General features: G+C 37.4%; 23 protein-coding genes, 1 riboswitch and 1 other annotated feature. Of the genes, 13 read left to right on the top strand and 10 right to left on the bottom strand.

What is annotated here, in order from left to right; all coding sequences use genetic code 11:
• Positions 1-52: 52 nt before the first annotated feature.
• Positions 53-1,231 (top strand): transglutaminase domain-containing protein, encoded by a 1,179-nt coding sequence (locus ACIQXF_RS04130; protein ID WP_402779456.1) that lies wholly within the window; start codon positions 53-55, stop codon positions 1,229-1,231.
• Here the strand turns inward: ACIQXF_RS04130 and ACIQXF_RS04125 are convergent.
• From ACIQXF_RS04125 to ytzI, 4 genes are all read right to left on the bottom strand, one after another.
• Complete coding sequence (locus tag ACIQXF_RS04125; protein ID WP_402779454.1) at positions 1,217-2,215, bottom strand: metal ABC transporter solute-binding protein, Zn/Mn family; 999 nt, start codon at positions 2,213-2,215, stop codon at positions 1,217-1,219. The genes ACIQXF_RS04130 and ACIQXF_RS04125 overlap by 15 nt on opposite strands.
• Positions 2,216-2,323: 108 nt before the next feature.
• A complete protein-coding gene (yidD, locus tag ACIQXF_RS04120) occupies positions 2,324-2,557 on the bottom strand; it encodes a membrane protein insertion efficiency factor YidD (RefSeq protein WP_402779452.1) in 234 nt (77 codons plus the stop codon).
• Positions 2,554-2,715 (bottom strand): hypothetical protein, encoded by a 162-nt coding sequence (locus ACIQXF_RS04115; RefSeq protein WP_402779450.1) that lies wholly within the window; start codon positions 2,713-2,715, stop codon positions 2,554-2,556. The genes yidD and ACIQXF_RS04115 overlap by 4 nt, the downstream gene beginning before the upstream one ends.
• Before the next feature lie 110 nt (positions 2,716-2,825).
• Positions 2,826-2,972, bottom strand: coding sequence for a YtzI protein (gene ytzI, locus ACIQXF_RS04110; protein WP_402779448.1), 147 nt, complete (start codon positions 2,970-2,972; stop codon positions 2,826-2,828).
• Between the two features lie 137 nt (positions 2,973-3,109).
• Between ytzI and ACIQXF_RS04105 the strand changes: the two genes are divergently transcribed.
• The 4 genes from ACIQXF_RS04105 (at position 3,110) to ACIQXF_RS04090 (ending at position 6,353) form a co-directional block, all read left to right on the top strand.
• Entirely contained in the window at positions 3,110-3,427 is a 318-nt protein-coding gene (locus ACIQXF_RS04105) for a transposase (protein WP_402779446.1), read from the top strand.
• Positions 3,428-3,953: 526 nt separating this feature from the next.
• Positions 3,954-4,418, top strand: coding sequence for an NUDIX domain-containing protein (locus ACIQXF_RS04100; protein WP_402779444.1), 465 nt, complete (start codon positions 3,954-3,956; stop codon positions 4,416-4,418).
• Positions 4,402-5,178 (top strand): alpha/beta hydrolase family protein, encoded by a 777-nt coding sequence (locus ACIQXF_RS04095; RefSeq protein WP_402779493.1) that lies wholly within the window; start codon positions 4,402-4,404, stop codon positions 5,176-5,178. Before ACIQXF_RS04100 ends, ACIQXF_RS04095 begins: the two co-directional genes overlap by 17 nt.
• A 200-nt stretch (positions 5,179-5,378) precedes the next feature.
• Complete coding sequence (locus ACIQXF_RS04090; RefSeq protein ID WP_402779491.1) at positions 5,379-6,353, top strand: MBL fold metallo-hydrolase; 975 nt, start codon at positions 5,379-5,381, stop codon at positions 6,351-6,353.
• 184 nt (positions 6,354-6,537) lie between these two features.
• Here the strand turns inward: ACIQXF_RS04090 and ACIQXF_RS04085 are convergent, their stop codons facing one another.
• Together ACIQXF_RS04085 and pckA are read right to left on the bottom strand one after the other, a co-directional pair.
• Positions 6,538-7,494: an alpha/beta hydrolase gene (locus ACIQXF_RS04085; protein ID WP_402779442.1), complete on the bottom strand. Its 957-nt coding sequence runs from the start codon at positions 7,492-7,494 to the stop codon at positions 6,538-6,540.
• Between the two features lie 121 nt (positions 7,495-7,615).
• A complete protein-coding gene (gene pckA, locus ACIQXF_RS04080; protein WP_402779441.1) occupies positions 7,616-9,202 on the bottom strand; it encodes a phosphoenolpyruvate carboxykinase (ATP) in 1,587 nt (528 codons plus the stop codon).
• 606 nt (positions 9,203-9,808) lie between these two features.
• Positions 9,809-9,927, top strand: a riboswitch (SAM riboswitch).
• Between the two features lie 472 nt (positions 9,928-10,399).
• Between pckA and metK the strand changes: the two genes are divergently transcribed.
• Entirely contained in the window at positions 10,400-11,596 is a 1,197-nt protein-coding gene (gene metK / locus ACIQXF_RS04075) for a methionine adenosyltransferase (RefSeq protein ID WP_402779440.1), read from the top strand.
• 184 nt (positions 11,597-11,780) lie between these two features.
• On the opposite strand, the gene ACIQXF_RS04070 is transcribed toward metK, so the two are convergent.
• A complete protein-coding gene (locus tag ACIQXF_RS04070) occupies positions 11,781-12,302 on the bottom strand; it encodes a gamma carbonic anhydrase (RefSeq protein ID WP_402779438.1) in 522 nt (173 codons plus the stop codon).
• A gap of 135 nt (positions 12,303-12,437) precedes the next feature.
• Here ACIQXF_RS04070 and ACIQXF_RS04065 point away from each other — a divergent pair, with 135 nt between their 5' ends.
• Complete coding sequence (locus ACIQXF_RS04065) at positions 12,438-13,244, top strand: alpha/beta hydrolase (protein WP_402779436.1); 807 nt, start codon at positions 12,438-12,440, stop codon at positions 13,242-13,244.
• A gap of 127 nt (positions 13,245-13,371) precedes the next feature.
• The gene (locus ACIQXF_RS04060; RefSeq protein WP_402779434.1) at positions 13,372-14,880 is read left to right on the top strand and encodes an alanine/glycine:cation symporter family protein; all 1,509 of its coding nucleotides are present in this window, start codon (positions 13,372-13,374) and stop codon (positions 14,878-14,880) included.
• A 94-nt stretch (positions 14,881-14,974) separates the two neighbouring features.
• On the opposite strand, the gene mnmM is transcribed toward ACIQXF_RS04060, so the two are convergent.
• The gene (gene mnmM / locus ACIQXF_RS04055) at positions 14,975-15,553 is read right to left on the bottom strand and encodes a tRNA 5-(aminomethyl)-2-thiouridylate-methyltransferase MnmM (RefSeq protein ID WP_402779432.1); all 579 of its coding nucleotides are present in this window, start codon (positions 15,551-15,553) and stop codon (positions 14,975-14,977) included.
• Positions 15,550-16,506, bottom strand: a complete 957-nt coding sequence (gene mnmL, locus ACIQXF_RS04050) for a tRNA modification radical SAM protein MnmL/YtqA (RefSeq protein WP_402779430.1) — start codon at positions 16,504-16,506, stop codon at positions 15,550-15,552. The genes mnmM and mnmL overlap by 4 nt, the downstream gene beginning before the upstream one ends.
• Before the next feature lie 580 nt (positions 16,507-17,086).
• Between mnmL and ACIQXF_RS04045 the strand changes: the two genes are divergently transcribed.
• The 5 genes from ACIQXF_RS04045 to ACIQXF_RS04025 all read left to right on the top strand — a co-directional run bounded on the left by ACIQXF_RS04045 (position 17,087) and on the right by ACIQXF_RS04025 (position 23,867).
• On the top strand, positions 17,087-18,256 hold the full coding sequence (locus ACIQXF_RS04045; protein WP_402779428.1) for an MDR family MFS transporter: 1,170 nt from the start codon (positions 17,087-17,089) through the stop codon (positions 18,254-18,256).
• 179 nt (positions 18,257-18,435) lie between these two features.
• Positions 18,436-18,783: an ArsR/SmtB family transcription factor gene (locus tag ACIQXF_RS04040; protein WP_402779489.1), complete on the top strand. Its 348-nt coding sequence runs from the start codon at positions 18,436-18,438 to the stop codon at positions 18,781-18,783.
• Between the two features lie 60 nt (positions 18,784-18,843).
• On the top strand, positions 18,844-20,586 hold the full coding sequence (locus ACIQXF_RS04035) for a SulP family inorganic anion transporter (RefSeq protein ID WP_402779426.1): 1,743 nt from the start codon (positions 18,844-18,846) through the stop codon (positions 20,584-20,586).
• A gap of 64 nt (positions 20,587-20,650) precedes the next feature.
• Positions 20,651-20,862: a binding site (T-box leader), on the top strand.
• A gap of 90 nt (positions 20,863-20,952) precedes the next feature.
• Positions 20,953-23,370 carry a leucine--tRNA ligase gene (leuS, locus tag ACIQXF_RS04030; protein WP_402779425.1) on the top strand — a complete coding sequence of 806 codons (2,418 nt, stop codon included), beginning with the start codon at positions 20,953-20,955 and terminating at the stop codon, positions 23,368-23,370.
• A 101-nt stretch (positions 23,371-23,471) separates the two neighbouring features.
• Complete coding sequence (locus ACIQXF_RS04025) at positions 23,472-23,867, top strand: sigma factor (RefSeq protein WP_402779423.1); 396 nt, start codon at positions 23,472-23,474, stop codon at positions 23,865-23,867.
• Here ACIQXF_RS04025 and ACIQXF_RS04020 read toward each other — a convergent pair.
• Positions 23,812-25,011, bottom strand: a complete 1,200-nt coding sequence (locus ACIQXF_RS04020; protein WP_402779421.1) for an MFS transporter — start codon at positions 25,009-25,011, stop codon at positions 23,812-23,814. The two genes, ACIQXF_RS04025 and ACIQXF_RS04020, sit on opposite strands and share 56 nt — an antisense overlap.
• Between the last annotated feature and the right edge of the window lies 1 nt (position 25,012).

Here is a 25,012-nt window from a genome sequence, read left to right as displayed (position 1 = left end):
AACATAATAAAAAATGAAAGGCATAAACTATTAGTAAAGGAGAATGACTCAGATGAGAAAATATATATATAATGTTGTCATTATATTATTTGTTCTACAAATGAGTCATGTGCAAGTTTTCGCAAACTATGAAAAAAAGAATATAGCAACAGCTAATTCAATAGAAACACTACAAAAACTAATTGAACAAGAAGTCATGCAATTATCTACTGAATTTGATATTCGTTACATTGGTGATACGTCGGAAATAAAAGATGAACTAACAGAGCTTATAAAAAGTGCTATTCAAGATCCATATATTTACGCCAATATTTCTAGTTTAAAATGGAAATATGATGGCTATGCCAATAATATTGTCATTAACTTTCAGTTTTCTTATCACATTTCACAAGAAGAGGAGGTATATGTAGAACAGACATTGGCGAATATTATTGCACCTATGTATGGATTAAATGAATTGCAGAAAATACAAGCTGCACATGATTTTATCGTTTTATCTGCTGAATATTCAAAGGAAACCGAGGGAAGCCAATATTCTCCCTACACATTGCTTTCAGAAAACAAGGGAGTTTGTCAGGCCTATGCTTTAGTGCTTTATCGCATGTTAGAGATGCTAGGCTTTGAGGTACAATATGTACCAGGAAAAGTGGGGGAGCAGCTACATGCATGGGTATTAGTGAAGCTAGATAAGGCATGGTATCATATCGACGTAACATGGGATGATCCATTGCCTGATCGTAAGGGTGAAGTACGATATAATTATTTTTTAGTTTCTGATCGCCAGTTAGCGCAAGATCACACATGGGATTATACAAATTTCCCGGCAGCAACAAGCGAAGCCTATACTAATTTCCAAAGAACTAGTAGGGTTGAAATTCTAACAAAACCAATAATGGGCAATAATTTTAATAAAGGGCTGTCCATTTTAGAGAAAAATAAATATACAGTTAAACAATTAGTTGAACAGCCTATACAGCTTTTAAAAGATAAAAAAAGCGATAATTCTGCTCAGTTGTATTTAAATGAAGAGGAAGCAATTATTTTAGAAAGTAATATAGCCCAAGTAAAGGCTAATCGAAAGATCGCGCACAATGCAGTGCAAATAAAAAAGTGGCGGATATGTATTTATAGAACGGAAAAAAAACGTATCCCACAAGAAAAATACGTCATAATAAAGGAGGTGTCCCATACGATGTTTGGGGCACCTCCTTATTCATTAATGAGCGTTTAATGCAGTATCTAATGTTTGAATGTTTTTTTTCATAAGTGTAAAGTAAGTTTCATTGTTTTTAACATCATCTGCTGTTAAAACGCTTAAATTATGCAAGACAAGTGATTCTGCTCCAACTTCCTTTTGAATAACCTCGGCTAATTTAGAAGAGACATTTTGCTCAAATAAAATGTAATGAATATGCAAATCATTCGCTTTATCAACAATTGCTGTTAGTTCCTTTTGTGAAGGTTCATTTTGTGAGTTTAAGCCTGCTATTGGAATTTGTTTTAAGCCATATTGACCTGCGATATAGCCAAATGCAGCATGTGATACGAAGAATGACTTCTCTTGTGCTTTATCAGCCATTGCTTTAAAATCTTTGTCTAAACCTTGTAGCTCTTTTACTAAGTCCTCGTAGTTAGTTGTAAATGTAGCTTCTTGTTCTGGCATTTTTTCAACTAAAGTGTTTTTAATAGAAAGTGCTAAGTCTTGACTAATAATTGGTGATAGCCAAACATGAGGATCTATATTTCCGTGATCATGATCTTCATGTCCGTGTTCTTCTTCAGCGGTAGCATGATCGTGATCATGCTGGGCTTCCTCTTCATCATGTGTATGACCAGTGCTCACAGCTAATTTTTCATCTGAAACATTATCTGCTGTTGCAACCATTGTTACATCTTCTTTGGCTAGCGTTTTTTTAGCATTTTCAACAAAGCCTTCTAGCCCTAAGCCAATATAGAAAAATACATCAGCATCTGCAAGCTTCATCATATCTTTTTGTGTTGGCTCAAATGTATGCTCACTGGCTCCAGCAGGATAAATAGAAGAAACCTCTACAAAATCACCACCAATTCGTTGGGCAAAATAACTTAACGGATACACAGTTGTATAAATTGTTAATTTATCCTTTGCTTCAGACTGTTTGGATGATTTATCCCCACAGGCAGCGGTGAATAGGGCAAGAACTGCCACTAAAAATAACAAAAATATTTTTTTCATTTTATAGCATACCTCTTTCAAATAGTAATCATTACGATTTATTTTTTAGAACAGTATCTATAATAGCGTACATCTGACAAAAGCACAAGAAAAAATGACCCTCGAAAATTAACTTTTTTTCGAAGGCCATTTTTCAGGCACGGGATCAAAGCCTCCAGGATGGAATGGCTGACATTTTGATATACGTTTAACGGTTAAAAATAATCCTTTAATGGCACCGTGTTTTTGAAATGCTTCAAGTCCATAGGAGGAGCATGTAGGGTAGAAGCGGCAGGATGGAGGCGTCATTGGTGATATGAATTTTCTGTAAAACTTAATGAGCCATATAAAGGGATATTTCATATTTGTCTGTCCTTTTGTTGAGAGTTGACCTGTTCAGGTTTAGCATCGATAGTTTGTGTAAAAAGATTGCCTTTTTTCTTTAGAAGAACGATGACAGAAACGCCAAACATTAGCATCATCATTGCAATCATAATTATTATTGGTAATGGTACTCCCATTGTTTTCACTCCAAATCCAATTTATTAGCTGACTAAGGCTAGTGCATCTAAACTAACATCCTTTTATAAAATATTATAAGTGATTCATTTATAAAAATATATTAATTGAACTAGTCTTCATCTTGTTGAAAACTTTGCTTAGGTTTTTCATCAACTGTATGTTTAAAGGCATACGCACGGTTGACACTGATAATAGTCGCGACCAAAAAGAAAATAACAATGATGACAGCAACTATTAAGAGCGTAGCTAAACTCATGGCACTCACTCCGTTCTTTGTTCATAGTATCTATTATAAATTAGATGCTATCCTCAATTGTGAAGGAAGTTTGACAGTCCAGCGAATAAAACAGCACTTTTTCCACCATACTATGGTAAAAGGAGTGTTTTGAAGAGATGGATCGTCAACGTGTATATTTTTCACTTGCCAATAGAACGTATTATACAAATCCATATGCAGGACCGTGGAACTTTGAACTCAATATAGATCGACAAGCATTAGATGTATTTGAAAGGATTTTTCAACAAATGCAGCTGCTTGAAATTTCAAATGCATGGCGTGCACAATTGCCATATTTGCAATACCATTTAGATCGAGAAAATGATGAAATCGATTTACGATTAATGAAAATCTATGCACTTGTCCATGAATATGGGGATGCGGAAACGAAGGCTTTTGTGGAACAACTTCCTTACTTTAACAAACGTGTCTAGTTATCTGTTAGTCCAATTTGTCAATTGTTTTAAAAACAGAGCGTGACTTCAAACATTTTGAAGCACGCTTTTTTCTTGTATTTCAGCTATTATCGCAATTTCCAGTAATGATGCAAGTTGATACTGTTGCTCATTTAATTTAATAAAAAACAACGATAAAAATGGAAGCGACAATAAGTAAATAGCCTGGAGCATATAGTGGAGATGGCCGAAAATTATATTTTGCAATCGTTAATGCCCAAGTTGACAACGAATCTTTTGCAGTGCAATTATCATCTTTAACATGTAAATCAAACCTCCTATTCTTTTTTCACTTTAGGATAAATATAGAATCGAATTTTTGTGATTTAATTTGTTGATTGTACCAAGATAGTTACACTATAGTAAAAATAAAATGTATTCGAATCCTGCTTTTTCATCGGGGGAGATTCGTGAATTGATCTGCTGAGGAATGCCATTATTTTTTAGTAATAGATTCAACTCAGTGTACGAGATATTATCGATTTATATAGAGGAGTTGAAGAGGATGTTTTCATTTACAGATTTAAATGGATTACGAGTGGATTTAAGTTTTACAAGAGGTGAGCTTGAAGTTGAACCTAAACATGTGCTTGTTTTATTAAAATATAAAAATAAGTGGTTATGTACCATTCATAAGCGTCGAGGTGTAGAGGTTCCAGGTGGGAAGCAAGAACCTGGAGAAACATTGGAAGAGGCTGCGGTTAGAGAAGTATTTGAGGAGACTGGTGTTCATGTGAAAAATCTTAAATGGTTTGCAGAATACGCAGTACATGATGAAATCTTATTTTGTAAAACTGTCTTTACTGCACAGTATGAAGGGCAGGAGGACATCGAGTTTGATTTAGAAACATCGGGAATGATTTGGCTAACGGATGAAGAGTTTGCTAATCATCCAAATTTAAGCTTTCATATGAAGGATGAAGGAATGCAGAAAATGCTGGAGGAGTTGAAGCATTATGACCAATGGTAAAATCGTTACAAAGCGTGCTTATCCTTCGCCTAATCCAGCCATTCGTTTAACAGAGATTACTTATATGTCGCAAGGGCTACGTGTGAAGGGATTGTTAGCAGAGCCTAAGACAGAGGGTACATATGATGGCTTTTTATATTTACGAGGAGGTATGCAAAGTATTGGTATGGTTAGACCTTCACGTGTTGCACAGTTTGCAGCACAAGGCTTTATAGTGTTCGCTCCATATTATCGTGGTAATCGAGGCGGGGAAGGTCGAGATGAGTTTGCAGGAGCTGATCGTTATGATGCTGTATATGCAGTAGATGTGCTAAAGCAGTTTTGTAATGATAATATTCATGTCTTTGGTTTTTCACGTGGTGGGATTATGGCACTTTGGACAGCAATATTACGCAGAGATATTACATCTGTTGTAACATGGGCAGGAGTATCTGATGCAACTGCTACCTATTGGGAGCGGTCAGATATGCGACGTATGATGAAGCGTGTAATTGGTGGAACGCCTAATCGTGTACCAGAGGCTTATGATGCACGAACACCACTATTTGAGATTGAGCATATCACAGCCCCAGTTCTTATTATTCATGGCTACCGTGATGAAAATGTAGATATTGAACATGCGAGACAGTTAGAATTTTATCTAAAGGATGCCAATAAAACCTATGAGACATGGTATGATCGTCACTACGCCCATCAGTATCCGCCAGCAAAAAATCGTGAAACTGTATATGCACTTTGTGAATGGATGAAACGACAATAAATATTTAGGACTGTCTCCCATCGGTTTCAAGGGATGTAATGATTCAAAATGGAAAGCTTCTTATGACTCACGAAATTAAAATATTCTCGCTCAAAGGAGGGGTGTGCTTGAATAAATCTCCTTTTAGAATTCTTATAATATCTAATGTTTAGAGAGGAGATTATTCTTTGAAATACATAATAAGTAAAAGACTTAAGATTATGATTGTAGGATTAGTGTTTATGATAGTCGCTTCCACTTTTGTTTATTATAAGTTTTTAACACCTTCGGCAGATATTCGGCAATACAAGGAATATTACGCTCCCAATACAAAGCAAAAAATATTCAATCAAGGTGAGATAAAGGTTACATTTTTAGGAACATCATCTTTATTATTTGATGATGGCAACACACAATTAATGATTGATGGTTTTATTTCTAGGCCGCCCTTATCAAAAATATTGCCTTTCAGCACTGTACAAACTGATGCAGATGCTGTAAATAAAGCCTTTAAGAAAATAGGAATTGATAATAATAAGCTTCGGGGATTGTTCATAGCTCATACACATTATGATCATGCGTTAGATTTAGCTTATATCGCTAAACAAACTGGGACACATGTATATGGTTCAGAATCAGCCATTAATATAGGACTTGGTGATGGTATAAATATGAAACAGATGTCTGTATACGAAGTGAATAAGGCAATGCAGTTTGGGGATTTTACTGTCACAGTCTTTCAATCAAAACATTCACCAACTTTTGACGAAGGAGAAAAAATAAAAGAGCCACTTAAACAACCAGCAAAAGCTCTAGATTATCATGAAGATTCTTCATACGATTTTTTGATTACGCATCATAATAAAACATTCTTTGTAAAACCCAGTGCTAACTATATAGAAGGGGCATTAGATGGTATTCGAGCTAATGTATTATTTTTAGGAATAGGGGTATTAGGAGCTCAGGATCAAGATTTTCAAAACATGTATTATGAACAAACTGTATGGAAAATACAACCGAAACTTATTATTCCAATACATTGGGACAACTTCAACAAACCTTTAACAGATGCTCTTGAAGCATTGCCTAAATTTGCAGATAACACAAAACAGGGATTAGATTTTATCATTCAAAGGACAAAGGCAGATAAAATTGATTTACAAATACTTCAAGGTTTTCAAAGCATTTATTTCTAATAATTATAGTAGAATTTGATACAACAAATAAAAAATCACATATCACTGATTGAATTGCACCGTCTTGATTAACGCTTTTTCAAAATGGAGTTTTTTATTTGAAGAACTGCTTAGGTTATTGAAGAACAACATTTAAAAACCGCTCGGGTGCTTTTTGGCAGCACCTGAACGGTAGAAAGAACTTTTACTCTAAATACTTTGTTAAAAAGTTATTAATAGTTTCCCAATAAGAGTCTTCGGCAACACTTTCTGCACCGCCATGTCCAGCACCTTCAACTATAAATTTCTCCTTAGGTACATTGGCTGCCTCATATACTTCATTTAGCATATCAGAAGGAACAAATGTATCATTACTTCCATGAATGAATAGCATTGGTGTTTTCGACTTTGCTACTTGCTCGACGGTATTAGCTTCACCAAGCGTATAATCAGCTCTTAATTTTGTAACAATTGAAGAAAAGTGCATAATAGGAAATGCAGGTAGATTAAATATTGATTGCAATTGATAGGAGAATTCATCCCAAACTGAAGAATAACCACAATCCTCTATAATAGCCTTAACATTGTCAGGTAGGTTCTCTCCCGAGGCCATCATCACAGTAGCCCCTCCCATGGAAATGCCATACAAAACAATTTCAGCGTTTTTATCAGAATCGATAACATTATTAATCCAAGAGACTACATCAAATCGATCATGCCAGCCCATACCAATATAGTCACCCTCACTTTTTCCGTGAGCTCTTGCATCTGGTATGAGAACATTGAAGCCTTTATCATAAAAATGCTTAGCGTACTTTGTCATTTGTGTGCCATCAGATGAATATCCATGGAAAACAATTGCCCATTTATTTGTTTCTTTCGTATTTTTTAGCGTATAAGAATGCAAGTTCAAATCATCGAAAGACTGAATAAAAGAGTCTTCATAATTCTCTTTAAACCACTTTTCACGCTCTTCTTTTTCTTTAGTCTCTTTGGGGCTAATAGCAATAGAATTGTGTGGAGCATTAAGCACAGCTGATTTATCTGTATTTGGATCTAAGGCGAGATTATAAAAATAATTTCCTGCAAAAAATCCAGCTCCAACAAACAATATTAATAGAAGACTAACAATGGTTATGATCACTTTATACTTTCTTTTCATATGTACCCCCTAAACTACTATTATGAATTATACACAAAGTTAATAATATGAAAAGTATGCTTTTCTAAAATAGGGGAAATAAAAAAGGGAACGACTGAAATCGTTCCCTTTGCTTAGTAAATTATTTTAATGGACCACCAAGTTTAGTGATTGCTTCAGAAACGTTTGAGAATTTCTTGAAGTTCTCGTTGAATAGACCAGCAAGTTCAGCAGCTTTTGCATCATAAGCAGCTTTGTCTGCCCATGCATCGCGAGGGTTAAGTACTTCTGATGGTACACCTTCAACAGTTGTTGGAATGTGTAAACCAAATACTGAATCTTGAATTGTTTCAGCATCCTTTAATTTACCATCAATTGCAGCACGTACCATTGTACGAGTGTAAGAAAGCTTCATACGGCTACCAGTACCATATTCGCCGCCAGTCCAACCAGTGTTCACTAGGTATACTTGTGCACCGTGCTCGTCAATTTTTTGACCTAGCATTTCAGCATATACAGTTGCTGGCAGTGGAAGGAATGGAGAACCAAAGCAAGTAGAGAATACTGGTTCTGGCTCTGTTACACCACGTTCTGTACCAGCAAGTTTAGATGTGAACCCGCTTAGGAAGTGGTACATCGCTTGCTCTTTTGTTAATTTACTGATTGGAGGTAATACGCCAAATGCATCAGCTGTTAAGAAGATGATTGTTTTTGGGTGACCTGCAACAGATGGATCAACAATATTTTCGATGTATTGGATTGGATAAGCTACACGTGTATTTTCTGTTAATGAACCATCGTCATAGTCACAAACACGAGTTTCTGGATCAACAGCAACGTTTTCTAAAACAGAACCGAAGCGGATTGCGTTATAGATTTCTGGTTCTTTTTCAGCAGAAAGGTTAATTGTTTTTGCATAGCATCCACCCTCGATGTTGAATACACCATTATCAGACCAACCGTGTTCATCGTCACCGATAAGCTTACGGTCAGGGTCAGCTGATAAAGTAGTTTTACCAGTACCAGATAAGCCGAAGAATAATGCAACATCACCAGCTTCACCAACGTTTGCTGAGCAGTGCATTGAAAGAATACCTTGTTGTGGTAATAAGTAGTTCATAATACCGAAAATAGATTTTTTTATTTCACCAGCATATTCAGTACCACCAATTAGGATGATTTTCTTTTCAAGCGATACAATGATGAATGTTTCAGAAGCTGTACCATCAACAGCAGGGTCTGCTTTAAAGTTAGGAGCTGAGATAACTGTGAAGTCAGCAACATGAGAAGCTAACTCTTCTTCAGTTGGACGGATAAATAATTGATGAGCGAAAAGATTGTGCCAAGCGTATTCATTGATTACTTGGATGCTTAATTGTGAATCTTTGTCAGCACCAGCAAAGCCTTTGAATACGAATAACTCGTCACGTTCTTTTAAATATTTTACTACTTTAACATATAAGTTATCGAACACTTCAGAAGAAATTGGTTGGTTTACTTTTCCCCAGTCAATTTGATCTTTTGAGCCTTCTTCTTCTACCGTATATTTATCTTTAGGTGAACGACCAGTGTATTTGCCAGTTTCTGCACGAACTGCACCATCTACTGTTAACATAGCTTCACCACGAGATGTAGCTTTTTCAGCTAATTGTGGTACTGAAAGTTGAACATTAATGTTACCGCCGCTTAATAATTCCTTCAGTTCGTTTGCAATTTCTACTGAATTCATCGATTAAATACCATCCTTTTTTATAGTATTCCCTTGAGCTTGAGGGAGATTTTCTTAATTTCAAAAATAGTATAACACAATTGCTTAAATAATCTATACTAATTCAGAAATTATTTTTGAGATTTTATGACTTTTCAAGAAAACGACAAAAAGTAAATTCATTTGTTTTTAGACATTTTTACCCTATTTATAATCGAGTGATTACAGAATCACTTTCGCCACAGCTGAATTGTGTTTGGAAGCTTTTGGCCAATATGAGGTTCGCACAGGATGTGAAGTTTTTAGCCTGGGATTTTGTTATTAGTTGGAGCTTGTCACCAACTGGAAAGGGGCTTCAACCATATTCATCCACCACATGTAGAGATGGCAGTCTTCCGTAGCTGACGTTGCTCTTTCGCTACAAAACACTCGCTGGATGTAGATATAGGGTCACACATATGGTAACACATGATGTGAGGTATATAGTAGGGATTATTTTTCTTCAATTTACAGAAAAGACCAAGTGTAGTGCAATATGTTCAACGAACACTTTGATTCCCAACAAAATCAACATAAAATATTTGACAACGTTCAACCTTTTACGTAATATGAGATATTGAACGGATACTCTTATCCCGAGCTGGTGGAGGGTCAGGCCCTGTGAAACCCGGCAACCTGCATGAACTATTTCACGACATGCGTTGGTGCCAACCTGATGCAAGGGAACCCCCCTTGAACGATAAGAGTGAAAGGTTACGAAGTCATTATTCCTTTCCTCATGTTAAGTAAGCGTGAGAAAAGGATTTTTTTATTGTTAAAAACGAATCTAAAGGTAAGTATATGTAGTTCTTTCCTTATTATAATGACGGATCTTTCGAAAATCTCGTGTTAAAAGAGCAGCTGATCATTTGGCGAAAGTGAAACGACAGCAACAAGTGTTTTCTGTGCGAAAGCGTAGTGCAAACGTAGCGACAGCAACAAGTGTTTTCTGTGCGAAAGCGTAGTGCAAACGTAGCGACAGCAACAAGTGTTTTCTGTGCGAAAGCGTAGTGTAAACGTAGCGACAGCAACAAGTGTTTTCTGTGCGAAAGCGTAGTGTAAACGTAGCGACAGCAACAACAACGGCTCGAGAGTTCAATCCTTAGGAGCGGACTAGACATGGGTAATGAGTACCGTATTCGCAAATACTATTTGTAAGAGTAATAGGAGGAAAACCAAATGACAAACCGTCGACTCTTTACATCAGAGAGTGTAACAGAAGGACATCCAGACAAAATTTGTGACCAAATCTCGGATGCAATTTTAGATGCTATTTTAGCAGAAGATCCAAATGCACGTGTAGCGTGTGAAACAACAGTAACTACAGGCTTAGTTTTAGTAGCAGGAGAAATTACTACTTCTACTTATGTAGATATTAAAGGTATCGTTCGTGATACTGTAGCTGAAATCGGTTATACACGAGGAAAATATGGCTTTGATGCTGAAAACTTAGCAGTACTTGTTGCTATTGGCGAACAATCGCCTGATATTGCACAAGGTGTTGACCAAGCTTTAGAGGCGCGTGAAGGCTCTATGACAGACGCTGATATTGAAGCGATTGGCGCAGGGGACCAGGGCTTAATGTTTGGCTATGCATGTAACGAAACGCCTGAACTTATGCCATTACCAATTAGTTTAGCGCATAAATTGTCTCGTCGTTTAACTGAAGTACGTAAATCCGGTGAACTTGCATATTTACGTCCAGATGGCAAAACACAAGTAACGATTGAATATGATGAAAATAATGTACCTGTGCGCGTAGATACGATTGTTATTTCAACACAGCATGATGAAGAAGCGACACTTGAACAAATTCAAGCAGATTTAAAAGAATTTGTTATTGCACCAGTTGTTCCAAGTGAATTACTAGATGCTGATACTAAATATTTCATCAACCCAACTGGCCGTTTCGTAATCGGAGGTCCAAAAGGGGATGCTGGTCTAACTGGACGTAAAATCATCGTTGATACATACGGTGGCTATGCACGTCACGGTGGCGGTGCTTTCTCTGGGAAGGATGCAACTAAGGTAGACCGTTCAGCGGCGTATGCAGCACGCTATGTAGCGAAAAATATTGTGGCAGCAGGCTTAGCAGAACGAGTAGAAGTACAATTAGCTTATGCAATTGGTGTTGCTCAACCAGTATCTATTGCTGTTGATACATTTGGTACAGGAAAAGTTAAGGAAAGTGAAATTGTAGAATGGGTGCGTGAGCTATTTGATTTACGTCCTGCAGGGATTATTAAAATGCTTGACCTTCGTCGCCCAATTTATAAGCAAACTGCAGCATATGGTCACTTCGGTCGTACCGATTTAAATGTACCTTGGGAACAAACAGACAAAGCTGTTGCATTAAGAGAAAAAGCAGGATTATAAATTAGCTGCGAAGATACTGTTGTAGCTGTTAAATTATATTAAAGTAAATAATTCAGAAAGGGGCTGGGTGTTTCTAATAGCCCCTTTCGCTGTTTTTACCGAAAAAATAGCTCCTAATCTGTAGTTAGTCCGTTCTTACGGATGTCTGAGAAGACATGGGGCTTGCTTCAATTAATTGAAATAGCTATTTATCTTTTGTTTGAAGAGATTTATAGTATTGTCCTTTTTCAGCGTATTCACGTACGATACGTTCCATATCTTCTATATCTTCAGCATTTAATTCACGTACAACTTTTGCTGGACGACCTAACGCTAAGCTATTCGGGGGAATGACTTTGCCTGGAGGCACGAGACTACCAGCTCCAATAAATGCACCCTCTCCAATCTCTGCTCCGTCTAATACTATCGAGCCCATACCTATTAAGGCATTTTTACGAATCGTACAACTATGTAAAGTTACTTGATGACCAACTGTTACTTCATCCTCAATAATAAGTGGATATTTAGGACTTTGGTGTAAACAACAAAGGTCTTGAATACTTACGCGTTTGCCGATAATAGTTGGTGATACATCGCCCCGAATAACTGTGTTAAACCAGATTGTTGTTTCAGCACCTATTGTAACGTCACCAGTAACGGTAGCATAATCGGCAATAAAAACAGATGGATCGATCTTGGGCATTTTACCTTTAAATGGATAGATCATAAGGATCGCCTCTTTTCTTTCTATGATGTAATATAATCGTATCAAATACGCAACTTTATGGAAATATAAAATATAAATTGAGCTAAATATTTCGATATAATCAATGTGTAATTATTTTTTAGGAGGACTATGTGAATGTGGAAATGGGAAGCTGATGGACAAGCGAAGGCTGTGGTGGCGATTCTTCATGGTGCGTATGAAAACCACCGCTGGTATGCATGGCTTATAGAAAAACTTAGAATGGAAGGCTTCCACATAGTCATGGGGGATTTACCTAATCATGGTGTAAATGCAAAGTTTTCACGTGTCCATGATGAAGATTTTAAAGAATACAATAAATATACAAGGCATTTAGTTGAGAATGCGTGTTCATATAATTTACCGGTTTTTTTAATTGGTCATGGGCTTGGTGCAACATTATTATTACACACCATGCATAAGAAAAAATATGAATGTGCAGGCATTATATTAACGTCACCTTGGCTACATTTGAAGCTATTGCCAGGCAAACTATCTAATGCTTTAACAAGTTTAAGTGCTTTAACAGCGAATGTTAAAATGACACATGAAATTACGTTTGAAAAATTAACACGTAGTGTAGAAGGTAGAAATGAGATGAAGGATGAATTTCCTTTTATGTCTGTTGTTTCAGTGAAGTGGTATCGAGAGCTACAGCAGATGATGCGTAATTTAGTGTTAATGTCTAAGGATGAATTTCCTAATGTACCTATGCTAGTGATGACAGCTGAAAAGGATAGTATTACCGAAACTAAACAGACCCGAAATTGGCTTCATCAGCAGGAATTTACGGAGTTTCAATTCAAAGAATGGTCAAACTGTTATCATAATCTATTTCACGAAGTAGAGCGTACAGAGATTTTTGTTTATATACGTGACTTTATTAATAATGCTCTCAGAAGAATTGGCTATATTATTGAATAGTCTGACGCCTCTCCAAAAAATTGGGAAATCACAAAATTATTATTAATTAAAAAATAATATTGTAATTTTCAGAAAAGTGTAATACTATAATGACCTATAGTAAGATTTTTCAAATTGGAGGGGTAAGATGGAAGCAATTGTTGGAAAATTGAATGATATTTTATGGGGACCGTGGTTTATTTATGGAATTTTATTAATTGGGCTTTTCTTTTCTATCATTACACGGTTCCTACAAGTTAGGCACATTAAAGATATGTTTGTCTTAATGTTTAAAGGAGAAAAATCAGAAAAGGGGATTTCATCCTTCCAGGCAATGTCTATCGCATTATCTGGTCGTGTAGGTACAGGTAATATTGCCGGTACAGCTACTGCCATCGGGATGGGGGGACCTGGTGCTGTTTTTTGGATGTGGGCTATCGCCTTTATCGGTGCGGCAACGGCTTATGTTGAGTCGACATTAGCACAAATCTATAAAGAAGAGAAAGATACTGAATATCGTGGAGGACCAGCCTTTTACATTGAAAAAGGAATGGGACAAAAATGGTTTGCAATTATTTTTGCTATCGCTGCATTAATTGCTATGTTGATTCTAATGCCTGGTGTTCAATCAAACGCAATTGCGACAGCTGTTGAAAACGCTTTCGGTATTGATACTTGGATTACAGGACTTATTATTGTTGTATTATTAGGTGCAATTATTATCGGTGGGGTAAAATCTATTGCAAATGCTGCACAAGTAATTGTACCATTTATGGCATTAGCGTACATAATTATGGCTATCGTTATTATTGCAATGAATATTTCTGAGGTTCCATCAGTCATTGCATTAATTTTTTCTAGTGCATTTGGTGCTCAAGAAATCTTTGGTGGTATTATTGGCTCGGCTATTGCTTGGGGGGTTAAGCGCGGTATTTATTCAAATGAAGCTGGTCAAGGTACAGGCGCACATCCAGCAGCGGCTGCAGAAGTGTCACACCCTGCTAAACAGGGCATCGTACAAGCGGCTTCTGTGTACATTGATACATTATTAATCTGTTCAGCTACAGCATTTATGATTTTATTTACGGGCATGTATAATGTACAGGATCAAAAGGCAGGGGAAGGCACTGATCCATATATTCATGTTGGTGAATTCAATAAAAACGGCCTAACTGGTGAGGAACAAATAACATTTGCAAAAAGTATTAAAGAAGGCGCAGCGTACACTCAATATGCTGTTGATTCTTCGCTACCAGGATTTGGTGGTCCATTTGTAGCGATTGCATTATTCTTCTTTGCTTTTACAACTATTATGGCATATTACTATATTGCAGAAACCAATGTGGCTTACTTATTCTCAGGATTTACAGAGAAAGTCTTCATTTGGATTGCTAAATTTGCTATTTTAATTGCTGCGTTCTACGGTACTATCCGTACATCTGACCTTGCGTGGGCGATGGGGGATGTCGGATTAGGCTTAATGGTTTGGATTAACGTCATAGCGATTTTGATTATAATGAAACCAGCTATCGTTGCATTAAAAGATTACGAGAAGCAGAAAAAAGAAGGGAAAGATCCTGTATTTGATCCTCGTAAACTAGGAATTAAAGGTGCCGATTTCTGGGTTGAGTACAGTGAAAAACGTAAAAATAAATAGAAAATAATGAGAAGGCTATCTAATAGATATTACTATTAGATAGCCTTTTGATAATTAGATATGAGTCTGATTATCGAAATCATGTCTTAGAAAATCATTGTAACGGGAAATCTTTCATTTTTTCTAATGCAATAACAAAGGGTGGATCATTTTGTTGATTTAGAAACTCGTATTTTAAAACATGTACATGCTTTTGGGAAAGTTGACTGACATACTCAATGACAGCATCTCGTTCTTCTTTACCACCCGGATGACCGTGATAAATAACAAGGACGATGAGACCACCAATTTTGAGTAGCTTAAGTAAATCTTGAATGGATTGTATTGTTGTATTTGGCTTTGTAATGATATCATGATCGCTGCCAGGTAAATAGCCAAGATTAAAAATCGCAGCAGCGACTTGCTTGTATACATATTTGGCAACTTCCTCATGCCCTCTGTGCAAGACAAGTGCGCGATGCTCTAAGCCATTATCTAGGAGGCGATGGAGCGTCGCATCAACTGCGCTTTTTTGAACATCAAAGGCGTATACTTGTCCTTCGTCACCGACAAGTTGGGCTAAAAATAATGTGTCGTGGCCGTTTCCAGCGGTGGCATCCACTACTGTATCGCCTTCTTTAACCGTATCTTTTATGAGCTGTTGTGCATATTGTAAAACGCGTTGTAATTTCATTTTACTGCCTCAGTTTTATAAAATTTCCCTTGCCAGCTTCCACGACGTTCAAGCTCAGCATCAATCCCATTTAATACTTCCCACTTATTAACACTCCACATCGGGCCAATCATTAAATCAATTGGTCCATCGCCTGTAATACGGTGAATAACCATATCTGGCGGTAAAATTTCAAGTTGATCGGCTACTAACTTTGTATAAACGTCCTGATCTAAAAATTCTAGCATACCTTTTTCATATTGCTTAACCATCGGTGTCCCTTTTAAAAGATGCAACAAATGGATTTTAATGCCTTGTACATCAAGTTTTGCTACTTCTCGTGCAGTTTCCATCATCATGTCATAGTCTTCAAGAGGTAGGCCATTAATGATGTGTGAGCATACGCGAATACCGTGCTTACGTAGCTTTTCAACACCTTCCACATATGTTGCATAATCATGGGCGCGGTTAATGAGACTTGCAGTTTTTTCATGTACTGTTTGAAGACCAAGCTCAATCCATAAATACGTACGCTCATTTAATTCAGCTAAGTACTCAACTACATCATCTGGTAAACAATCTGGGCGGGTTGCAATGGACAATCCAACAACACCATCTTGAGCCAAGGCAGCTTCAAATTTTTCTTTTAATACTGGTAGTGGTGCATGTGTATTTGTATATGCCTGAAAATAGGCCATATATTTGCCGTCTTTCCATTTTTGATGCATCTTGTCACGAATTTCAGCAAATTGCACATCGATAGGATCGACTTTGTTGCCTGCAAAATCACCAGAACCCGCAGCACTACAGAATGTACAGCCACCGAAGGCAACTGTGCCATCACGATTTGGGCAGTCAAAGCCAGCATCAAGTGCTACTTTAAAAACTTTATGACCGAATTGATCACGCAAATAGCGATTCCATGTATAGTATCTTTTCCCTTCTGAAGGAAAAGGAAAGTTAGTTTCTGTCATTATATTTCACTCCTCTAACGGTATATTCTATCATGTGCTTATAGTTCCGTCATGAGGTAAGAATCGAATATTATGTGGGTGACCCAATTATTGAGAGTGAGATAAGGTAGTATTTTGCGGAGGTTAAAGTCCGTGGGGATGTAGAGAATCGTTATAAGGTGGGAAGCTGAGCGAAAAGGAAGTTGACCGGAGCGAAAGGAATGAGAAGTTGAGCGAAAAGGAAGTCAACCGGAGCGAATGGAATGAGAAGCTGAGCGAAAAGGAAGTCAACCGGAGCGAAAGGAATGAGAAGCTGAGCGAAAAGGAAGTCAACCGGAGCGAATGAAATGAGAAGCTGAGCGAAAAGGAAGTCAACCGGAGCGAATGGAATGAGAAGCCGAGCGAAAAGGAAGTCAATCAGAGCAAATGAAGGGGAAAGCTGAGCAAAAATAAGCCTGTAGCATATACACTTTTAGCAAATAATACTCTGTTAGCGCATTCTTTTAGTCTATGTAAAAAAGGTAAAATTATTTGCCTTGTGCTTTTGTATTTTTCAGCATACACTAACTATTTAGAGTAGCGAAATAATGGAGGTCATGCTATGCCAAAAAGTGTTTGGTTTTTAATTATCGGAATGCTTGTGAACACAACGGGCAACTCTTTTTTGTGGCCTTTAAACGCCATCTATTTGCACGATTATTTAGGAAAGTCACTGGCGATGGCTGGCTTTATTTTGATGTTGAATTCTGCAGCTGGTGTATTAGGAAATCTATTAGGTGGGTATCTATTCGATAGAATAGGTGGCTATAAATCAATAATGTTTGGTATTCTTTTAACTATTGCCTCATTAATTGGTTTAACGATTTGGCACGGCTGGCCACATTATGTGTGGTTCTTAACGATACTTGGATTTAGTGGGGGGATAGTTTTCCCCGGAATGTTTGCATTAGCTGGAACTGCTTGGCCAGAAGGTGGGCGAAAGGCCTTTAATGCCATTTATCTAGCTCAAAATGTAGGGGTGGCTATAGGACCAGCACTAGCTGGCATTGTGGCAGATTACCAATTTGACTACGTATTTAAGGTAAACCTAGCCATGTATATATTGTTCTTTTTAATAGCGTTATTCACTTTTAAACGATTAGAAGTGGGGAGCATTGCACCGAAAAATGTGGTGAGTGAAAGTAAGAAAATTATTAATAAAGCGCCATTTTATGCATTATTAATTATCAGTGCATCCTCTGTGCTATGCTGGCTAGCATATTCACAATGGAGCGCGACTATTTCTTCCTATACACAAGATTTGGGGTTAGGATTGAAACAATACAGCTTGCTTTGGACGATTAATGGTTTACTCATCGTTATAGGGCAGCCACTCATTGCGCCACTAGTGAAGCGTTGGGAACATAAATTAAAACGCCAATTAGTATTTGGTGTTACACTTATTGCATTATCTTTTGGAATTATTGCTTTTGCGAGTGATTTTAAAATGTTTGCGGCTGCTATGGTTGTGTTAACTTTTGGCGAAATGTTTTATACGCCCGCTTTACCCACTATCGCTAATCAGTTGGCACCAAAAGGACGTAAGGGCTTCTATCAAGGGATTATCAATAGTGCAGCAACAGCTGGTCGTATGATTGGCCCTCTGTTTGGAGGTATTATGGTTGATCGGTATGGAATGATTGTCCTCGTATTGATTTTGGTAGTCATTGTATTATTTGCGATTATTCCATGTCTTATCTATGATTATCCTTTACGAAAGGAAAAATGGTAATGGATTAGTAGTTGTATCTAACAGAAAAAGTTTTGAAACGAGCAAAAAACGTGCGGTAGGTACGTTTTTTTTGCTCTTTTTTTATTTTTAATATTGATAACTGACACTTATAAGCGTACAATCATACATATTCAAATATCTGAATATATAAAATGAAATTTCTTGGAGGGATGTAAGTGGTGGAAGAGGGATTGCAGCAATTTAAGGCAGATTTTTTTAAAGCTTTAGCACATCCATTACGAATAAGGATTCTTGAATTACTAGTAGATGGTAAAAAAAGTGTCAATGAGATTCAAAGCTGCTTAGAAAAAGAGGGCTCAGCTGTTTCGCAGCAACTAAGTGTCTTACGAGCCAAAAATATTGTGTATGGGACGAAAGAGGGGAAAAAAGTTTACTATTCTTTAAGTGATCCGATGATTGGTGAATTACTTGGTGTAGCTAAGGATATTTTCAACAATCACTTAATTAATACAATTACAAGATTAGAAGAGATGACCATCAATGGCAGTGACGAAGAGGATATGTAATAGTTATCACCTAGTTATGAAGAATTTGCCTCGCTTATTATTTTGAAGGGAAGATTGATAATGAAGTCACAATTTACAGGGCGATTTGAAGGGTATTCTGTTCAGCATTTGAAGAAAGATTTAGTATCAGGGATTATTGTTGGGATTGTTGCAATACCACTGGCAATGTCCTTTGCCATTGCGTCAGGTGTCAAACCCGAGTATGGGATATATACAGCCTGTATTGCTGGGATACTTATTTCTATCTTTGGTGGTTCAAAATATCAAATTGGTGGACCTACAGGTGCATTTGTTCCAATTCTTCTTGGAATAGTCCTTGCCTATGGCTATGAAAACTTATTAATTGCAGGATTGATGGCGGGGGTTATTTTGTGCTTAATGGGTATTTTTAAGCTAGGCTCATTAATTAAATTTATCCCGCGTCCTGTAACAGTAGGATTTACAGCAGGTATTGCAGTCATTATCTTTACAGGTCAGATTGCCAACTTTTTAGGGCTTACCAATATAAAAAGGCATGAGTATTTCATTGCCAATATAAAAGAAATCGTTATGCATATGGATACTGTAAATTTTTATAGTATTTTAACGGCAATTATTTGTCTTGTCATTATTTTAATAACGCCAAAAGTTTTACCCAAAGTACCAGGGGCGTTAGCTGGTATTGTTGTTTCTACACTAGTTGCAACGTTCTTTTTTTCAGGACAAGTGGCCACAATAGCTACAGCCTATGGTCAAATTCCAAGTACATTACCGAATTTTGCAATACCAGCTATCACATTAGAACGGATTCAGTTACTCATAGGGCCTGCCTTTGTGATTGCGATGCTAGGTGGAATTGAATCACTTTTATCTGCTGTTGTCGCAGATGGTATGACAAATAGTAAACACAATAGTAATCGAGAGCTTGTTGGTCAAGGTATTGCTAATATCGTAACGCCACTGTTTGGAGGAATTCCAGCAACGGGTGCAATTGCCCGTACTGCGACAAATATTAAAACAGGTGCAGTGTCACCAATGTCGGGAATTATTCATGGTGTATTTGTATTAGTTACACTATTACTGTTAGCGCCGTATGCTTCACATATTCCATTGGCAAGTATGGCTCCGGTGTTAATGGTGGTAGCTTGGAATATGAGTGAACAAAAGCATTTTGCACATATCGTTAAATTGAAATCAGGAGATTCCCTTATTTTATTCATTACGTTTATATTGACTGTTTTTACAAGTCTTACATTAGCTGTAGAGGTTGGACTTGTGTTAGCAGTTGTATTATTTGCAAAACGTATGAGTGAAAAACTTGTAGTAACGAAAGTATTACCAGATCATTCAAAAGAGAGTGGGAAGGTACAAGCACATGTTGTTCACCAGAAGCATGATTGTCCACAAATTAGTATTTACACTATTGAAGGTCCACTTTTCTTTGGAGCAGCTCAAACCTTTGAGCAGGCGATAGTAAGCTCTATCCATCAGCAATCGAAAGTATTGATATTACGTATGAGTAAAGTGCCCTTTATGGATTCAACTGGTGAAGCATATTTTAGTAGCATCATTCAAAATTTCACAACAAAGGGTGGTACCATTTTAGTTACAGGATTGCAGGATGAATTGAAAACGGCACTACAACATAATGGCTTATATGCTGAAATTGGTGAAGTTAATTTCTATCAGCATACAGGCGAGGCAATAAATAAAGCATTGGGCTATTTAGATACAAATAAATGTATGGGATGTCAGCATTTCGCTTTTCGTGAATGTCAGATATTATCGCAATCCAAGGAAAAAAGGGATTTAATTGTTCACTAATGGGTAGTATGTTAACAAAGACTTGTGCTTTTCAGAACTTTCCATTAGAATAAATGCAATACAAGTAAAGACAGTGATGAGGAATAGTAAATTTGTGGTTCTTTTTAGAGAGCTAGCGGTTGGTGGAAGCTAGTAGGAATGCAAATTGAACTCGCCTTCTGAGTCTGCCCGTGTGAAACTACGCGTGCCGTTTCTTCCGCGTTAAGGAAGCTTGAGCCGAGTGTGATCACTAATTTGGGTGGTACCGCGGGAGATACGAATTCTCTCGTCCCTTTCTAACGAAGAAAGGGACGAGTTTTTTTATTTTTTAAATATTTTGTCAATTATTATGATGAAAAGCATGACACATTTAAAGGAGGAAAAATAATGAGTTTTAATCATTTACAAATCGAAAAAAAATGGCAGCAATATTGGGCTGAAAATAAAACTTTCAAAACTGAAAACGAAACGGATAAACCAAAATTTTATGCATTGGATATGTTCCCGTACCCATCTGGCGCAGGTCTACATGTAGGGCATCCGGAAGGCTACACAGCGACAGACATCCTGTCACGCTTCAAACGTATGCAAGGCTATAACGTTCTACATCCAATGGGTTGGGATGCATTTGGCTTACCTGCAGAACAATATGCACTTGATACAGGGAATGACCCAGCAGAATTTACGGCAAAAAATATTGCGACATTTAAGCGTCAAATTCAAGAGCTAGGCTTTAGCTATGACTGGGATCGTGAAATTAACACAACAGATCCAGATTATTATAAATGGACACAATGGATTTTTATTCAGCTTTATAATAAAGGCTTAGCCTATGTAGATGAAGTGGCGGTTAACTGGTGTCCTGCACTTGGCACGGTCCTTGCTAACGAAGAAGTCATTGATGGGAAATCAGAGCGTGGTGGTCACCCAGTAGAACGTCGTCCAATGAAGCAATGGATGCTAAAAATTACTGCCTACGCAGATCGTTTAATCGATGACTTAGAGGAAGTGGATTGGCCAGAGTCTATTAAGGATATGCAGCGTAACTGGATTGGTCGTTCGGAAGGTGCAGAAGTAACATTCGATATTGATGGTACAGATGAAAACTTCACAGTATTTACAACGCGTCCTGATACATTATTTGGTGCTACTTACTGTGTACTTGCACCTGAGCATAAATTAGTGGAGGAAATTACAACTGCTGAACAACTACAAGCTGTCGATACGTATCTAGAAAAAGTAAAAATGAAATCTGATTTAGAGCGTACAGATTTAGCGAAAGAAAAAACAGGCGTGTTCACAGGTGCTTATGCGGTTAATCCGATCAATGGTAAAAAAATGCCGATTTGGATTGCTGACTACGTTTTAGTATCATATGGTACTGGTGCCATCATGGCGGTTCCAGCACATGATGAAAGGGACTATGAATTCGCCACAGAATTTGGCTTAGAAATTATTCCTGTGCTAGAAGGTGGCGACATCAGTAAAGAGGCATTCACAGGCGATGGGCAGCACATTAACTCTGATTTCCTAAATGGCTTGAATAAAGTGGATGGAATTGCGAAGGCTATTGAGTGGCTTGAGGAAAAAGGTGTAGGTGAGAAGAAAATTTCTTACCGTCTTCGTGACTGGTTATTCTCTCGTCAGCGTTATTGGGGTGAGCCAATTCCAATGATTCATTGGGAAGATGGTACAATTACTCCAGTTCCAGAATCAGAATTACCATTAGTACTACCAAAAACAGATAATATCCGTCCTTCAGGTACAGGAGAATCACCATTAGCCAATATTGCAGAATGGGTGAATGTTGTCGATCCTGAAACAGGTAAAAAAGGGCGTCGTGAAACGAATACAATGCCACAATGGGCAGGTTCAAGCTGGTACTTCTTACGCTATATTGACCCAACAAATACAGAAGCAATTGCAGATCCGGAATTACTTAAACGTTGGCTACCAGTCGATATTTATATTGGTGGGGCAGAGCATGCCGTATTACACTTACTATACGCTCGTTTCTGGCATAAAGTACTGTACGATTTAGGTGTCGTACACACGAAAGAGCCATTCCACAAATTATTTAACCAAGGAATGATTCTTGGTGAAGGTAATGAAAAAATGTCTAAATCGAAAGGCAATGTCGTTAACCCTGATGAAATCATTTCTTCACATGGTGCTGATACTTTACGTTTATATGAAATGTTCATGGGTCCACTTGAGGCATCTGTTGCATGGTCAACAAATGGTCTGGACGGAGCACGTCGTTTCTTAGATCGTATTTGGCGTCTATTTGTTAATGAAGAAGATGGTTCAATCGCTGCAAAAATCCAAGATTCTGATGACAAAGCACTTGAAAAATCATATCATCAAACTGTGAAAAAAGTGACAGAGGATTATGAAGGTATCCGCTTCAATACTGCCATTTCACAAATGATGGTCTTCATCAATGATTGCTACAAAGCTGATGTTATTCCAACAGCATACGCTAAAGGCTTTGTGAAAATGTTAGCTCCAATGGTTCCGCACGTTGCTGAGGAGTTATGGCAGATTTTAGGTCATGGTGACACACTTTCATATGAGCAATGGCCAACATATGATGAGTCTAAACTTGTTGATGATGAAGTAGAAGTCGCTGTTCAAGTGGCTGGTAAAGTACGAGCAAAAATCATCGTAGCCAAAGATGCTTCAAAAGAAGAAATCGAAAAAGTAGCTCTTGCAGATGACAAAGTACAAGAGTATATGGAAGGCAAAAACTTAGTGAAAGTCATTGTTATTCCAGGTAAGCTTGTGAATATCGTCGTAAAATAATAATTATAAAAGTGTCCATTTTTGGGCACTTTTTTCTTGTCTAATGAAACCAACTGAGATTTCAATCCGACTATAGTGTGAATGGGATAGGGGGTGTTTGTTTGGATGAGCAATTAGCAGCAATTATGGGTGAGCATGGTGAATATTGTCTTCGAGTAGCTTATTTATATGTCAAAGACTGGGCTATTGCAGAGGAAATCGTCCAAGATGTATTTTTTGCCTATTATCGGCAGCAGGAGCGCTTTAAACAACGATCCTCATTAAAAACATATTTAGTAAAAATAACAGTACATAAAAGTCATGATTATTTACGAAGCTGGAAGAATAAGCGGTTGATGTTATTTGAAAAGCTGCATATTGGGGCAAGCATTTATCTTTTATTTTTTATAAAAGGGAAAGAGATGCTCGAATTGTTCAGAGGCATCTCTTTTTTACATATTACTAATTTTGAACTCTCTTGCGTAATGTGTAATTTAAAAACAGTATATAAATTATAGGAAGAAAAACGGTAATAACGACGATGCCCTGCCATTTAAAATGCAACCATATTGGACTGAGCAATGTACTTCCCGAAGCAACGCCAATATAATAAGAAACAAGATATAAACTTGATGCACTTCCCTTTTGATGGATCGCTGTTCGACTAACCGTTGCGGAAGTTAAGGCATGGGCGGTAAAGAAGCCTAAACATGCAATACAAAGCCCGACAACAATAGTAAAAAGGGACGTACTCAACGTTAATAATATCCCACTAACTAATAATAGTACCCCGAATGTTCGGATGGTGTTGATTCCTACTTTACCTGCAAGTGAATTTGCAATCGGTGAACCAACAATCCCTAAACTATAGGCTAAAAAAATAAACGAAATTGTTTTTAACGAAAGCAAGAAGGGTGGCTCTGATAAATAATACGGAATAAATGACCACATACCAGTAAAAGATAGCTGCAAAATAATGCCAAGTCCAAAAAGAATGAGTAAATTTGGGTTTTTTAAATGTAGCCAGAACCCGTGTAAATCTTTTTGGATGGTACGATTATTCATCGTAAAATTTTGTGACTTTGGTAGCGTGAGCCAAACAATTATGAAAACGATGCAGCCGAATAGCGCTAACGAGAAAAATGCAATTTCCCAAGAAAAGCGTTCTGTTATATAGCCCATCATAAGTCGCCCAATCGTCCCCCCAAGAGCGTTACAGGAAATATAGAGAGCAGTAGCCAGTCCCATTGATTGCTGATTGATCTCTTCACTAATATAGGCAAGTGCAGCTGCTGGAACGCCGGCAATCGCAAAGCCCTGGATAAAGCGTAAAACAATAATGACATAAAATGAATCGGTAAAAGGCATAAATAGAAAAGGGATAATCGTTAGGATAATAGATAGCCAAATAAATAGTACTCTTCCATGCCGATCTGATAAAAATCCTAAAACGATTAATCCAATGATTACTGACAAAGTCGTCATAGACATGGATAGACTTGCATAAGAAACAGAAATTTGAAATTGTTCGGTAAAGAAGGGGAGAAGGGGTTGTACAGAGTACATTGCCGCGAATACAAACACCGAAGCTCCTCCCAAGCCAATGACAATTGTCCAAAATTGACGGTCTTTAATCGAATACCCCTTTGTAAATGTCTCCATA

The organism is Lysinibacillus sp. NPDC097231 (assembly GCF_044761885.1).
In the GTDB taxonomy this organism is placed as follows: Bacteria; Bacillota; Bacilli; order Bacillales_A; family Planococcaceae; genus Lysinibacillus.
Note: the sequence above shows the minus strand (reverse complement) of the source record. Positions and strands in the feature narration are given on the sequence as shown.

Coding starts and splice junctions, on each gene's coding strand:
- ytzI (WP_402779448.1), bottom strand. CDS start 2,972: ATGAGTTTAGCTACGCTCTTAATAGTTGCTGTCATCATTGTTATTTTC.
- mnmM (WP_402779432.1), bottom strand. CDS start 15,553: ATGAAATTACAACGCGTTTTACAATATGCACAACAGCTCATAAAAGAT.
- ACIQXF_RS04060 (WP_402779434.1), top strand. CDS start 13,372: ATGGAAGCAATTGTTGGAAAATTGAATGATATTTTATGGGGACCGTGG.
- ACIQXF_RS04090 (WP_402779491.1), top strand. CDS start 5,379: ATGATTGTAGGATTAGTGTTTATGATAGTCGCTTCCACTTTTGTTTAT.
- ACIQXF_RS04020 (WP_402779421.1), bottom strand. CDS start 25,011: ATGGAGACATTTACAAAGGGGTATTCGATTAAAGACCGTCAATTTTGG.
- mnmL (WP_402779430.1), bottom strand. CDS start 16,506: ATGACAGAAACTAACTTTCCTTTTCCTTCAGAAGGGAAAAGATACTAT.
- ACIQXF_RS04035 (WP_402779426.1), top strand. CDS start 18,844: ATGAAGTCACAATTTACAGGGCGATTTGAAGGGTATTCTGTTCAGCAT.
- ACIQXF_RS04070 (WP_402779438.1), bottom strand. CDS start 12,302: ATGATCTATCCATTTAAAGGTAAAATGCCCAAGATCGATCCATCTGTT.
- ACIQXF_RS04115 (WP_402779450.1), bottom strand. CDS start 2,715: ATGGGAGTACCATTACCAATAATAATTATGATTGCAATGATGATGCTA.
- leuS (WP_402779425.1), top strand. CDS start 20,953: ATGAGTTTTAATCATTTACAAATCGAAAAAAAATGGCAGCAATATTGG.
- ACIQXF_RS04065 (WP_402779436.1), top strand. CDS start 12,438: ATGTGGAAATGGGAAGCTGATGGACAAGCGAAGGCTGTGGTGGCGATT.
- ACIQXF_RS04045 (WP_402779428.1), top strand. CDS start 17,087: ATGCCAAAAAGTGTTTGGTTTTTAATTATCGGAATGCTTGTGAACACA.
- ACIQXF_RS04105 (WP_402779446.1), top strand. CDS start 3,110: ATGGATCGTCAACGTGTATATTTTTCACTTGCCAATAGAACGTATTAT.
- ACIQXF_RS04100 (WP_402779444.1), top strand. CDS start 3,954: ATGTTTTCATTTACAGATTTAAATGGATTACGAGTGGATTTAAGTTTT.
- ACIQXF_RS04125 (WP_402779454.1), bottom strand. CDS start 2,215: ATGAAAAAAATATTTTTGTTATTTTTAGTGGCAGTTCTTGCCCTATTC.
- yidD (WP_402779452.1), bottom strand. CDS start 2,557: ATGAAATATCCCTTTATATGGCTCATTAAGTTTTACAGAAAATTCATA.
- pckA (WP_402779441.1), bottom strand. CDS start 9,202: ATGAATTCAGTAGAAATTGCAAACGAACTGAAGGAATTATTAAGCGGC.
- ACIQXF_RS04085 (WP_402779442.1), bottom strand. CDS start 7,494: ATGAAAAGAAAGTATAAAGTGATCATAACCATTGTTAGTCTTCTATTA.
- ACIQXF_RS04130 (WP_402779456.1), top strand. CDS start 53: ATGAGAAAATATATATATAATGTTGTCATTATATTATTTGTTCTACAA.
- metK (WP_402779440.1), top strand. CDS start 10,400: ATGACAAACCGTCGACTCTTTACATCAGAGAGTGTAACAGAAGGACAT.